The following is a 1567-nucleotide window of genomic DNA, read 5'->3' as shown; positions in this document are numbered from 1 at the left end:
ATGCACGAGCGTAATGCACATAACTTCCCCTTAGACTTGGCTAGTGGTGAACAGGCTCCTGTAGCTCTGATTGCTCCTGCTATCAATGGTTAATTCCTAGTCTGAACGAAAAGGCACTCCCGCAAGGGGGTGCTTTTTTGTGGCTAAATATTTTATGGTATGTCTAGCCTGGATCGTTCATCCGGTGAGTTTAGCTTCGGGGAGTAACAATTATCATTCAACTGCTCTTATCGATAACCGTCTTCTTTTTAAGTGCCTTCGGTACTCTGTTCTGGTTGTCTATCCCCTTAGTCATTCAGGTGATTATCGATAAGGTCATCATCCAGAACTCGCCTGAGGCTCTCAACTTTTGGGGTGTTTTCTTGATAGTGACGACTCTCTTTGCCAGTGCCTCGGAGATCGGCCTAACCGCTCTCACCGCCGCCATCATAGGCAACGGTCTGGCTAGGAAACTCTTTCTCAAAGTCGCTGTCACACTCCCTAAAGTCTTGGCCATGCTATCATTAATGGCTATTTACAGTCCTCAACTTGCCTTTGCTTCCACTGGACTAACTGCCCTAGCCTGTGGAACCTATTACCTTCTCAAAAGAAACAGATTGGTAGCCGAGTCTGGTTCAGAACCTCTTCCTCTTTCTTTCCGCTTGCCTTTGACCCTAATCGTACTCTTCCTTTTCTGGTATGGGGCTTCCCCAGTCCTCGCCGCTCAATTATCCCTGGGTCAGTTGATAGCATTTATTATTTTCAGTATCCAGTTCGTGGCTTTCTTATTGAGCCTGACGGCGGCTGCTACTAAGCCTATTTATTGAAGGCCGCTCTCATTTGGAGATGTTAATTAACGGTATCTGCATTAGGAAGCCCGTATAGATCCTTGACGGACTGGCGGGAGAGAACAATAATCGTGAAGACTCCGAGGATTGTCCCCAAGGGAGTGAATAAGCAGAGGATGCAGGCCATAACGAAGGAAAACCAGTATCTCTGGCGGCGTTTGAGGAATCGCCCCGATACAATGGTAGCAATAGCAAAAACTTCTCCTAATATGAAAAGTAGGCCACCAACAGCGGCGAAAATATATCCGGCTGCTTGAGGCGGTAAATTCCCAGATGAATGTACTGAAATAGATTCGGTAATGATGAGTAAACCGATAGTAAAGTGGATAAGTGGAAAGAGAGAGAAAAAGGCAAGAATCCCTCCCACAATATAGTGGAAGATTGATAATAATTTGAGATGTTGTCTATCGTTATTCGTATTCATGGCTCTTCTCGACTTTGTGTGATAATTTTTGCTTATGGAATCGTGAAATGTTTATCGGGTAAGACTTTTAGGGCTATTTTGCCGAAGAAACTATCAGTATAGACCTCGTTGCCACCTGAGAGGGGGACAAGCGAGCTAGAAGGTAGATAGGGCAAGCGATATAGCTCTTTGTCCCTTGATGTAATCCTTCAACCGATAGCGGCTAATTTGCATTAGCTCTTCTATATTTTTTGGGAACATTTGATGTAGCTGGAGCCAATGATAGAGATGTTGACCCACATAAAAACTGCTGTGTCTGCGTTGACCTTTATATCTT

At 44.8% G+C, this 1567-nt stretch carries 4 protein-coding genes; 2 read left to right on the top strand and 2 right to left on the bottom strand.

Features of this window, described 5'->3' with window-relative positions:
- Window positions 1-93: photosystem II protein D1 (locus O9290_RS05695; RefSeq protein WP_288086604.1), on the top strand; the 93-nt coding region annotated here is incomplete at its 5' end.
- Between the two features lie 182 nt (window positions 94-275).
- Window positions 276-806: an ATP-binding cassette domain-containing protein gene (locus O9290_RS05690; protein WP_288027841.1), complete on the top strand. Its 531-nt coding sequence runs from the start codon at window positions 276-278 to the stop codon at window positions 804-806.
- A gap of 22 nt (window positions 807-828) precedes the next feature.
- Here O9290_RS05690 and O9290_RS05685 read toward each other — a convergent pair whose 3' ends face one another.
- Both O9290_RS05685 and O9290_RS05680 read right to left on the bottom strand, forming a co-directional pair.
- Complete coding sequence (locus O9290_RS05685; RefSeq protein WP_043999542.1) at window positions 829-1251, bottom strand: hypothetical protein; 423 nt, start codon at window positions 1249-1251, stop codon at window positions 829-831.
- Between the two features lie 135 nt (window positions 1252-1386).
- A partial coding sequence (locus O9290_RS05680) for a transposase (protein ID WP_287716773.1) occupies window positions 1387-1567 on the bottom strand: 181 nt, incomplete at its 5' end.

The sequence above is a fragment of the Microcystis sp. LE19-41.2A genome (genome assembly GCF_027530405.1).
Classification (GTDB): domain Bacteria; phylum Cyanobacteriota; class Cyanobacteriia; order Cyanobacteriales; family Microcystaceae; genus Microcystis; species Microcystis aeruginosa.
This window is presented reverse-complemented; position numbering and strand designations above follow the sequence as displayed.

Excerpts from the sequence above, each read along its gene's own strand:
- O9290_RS05685 (WP_043999542.1), bottom strand. The coding sequence starts at position 1,251 with ATGAATACGAATAACGATAGACAACATCTCAAATTATTATCAATCTTC.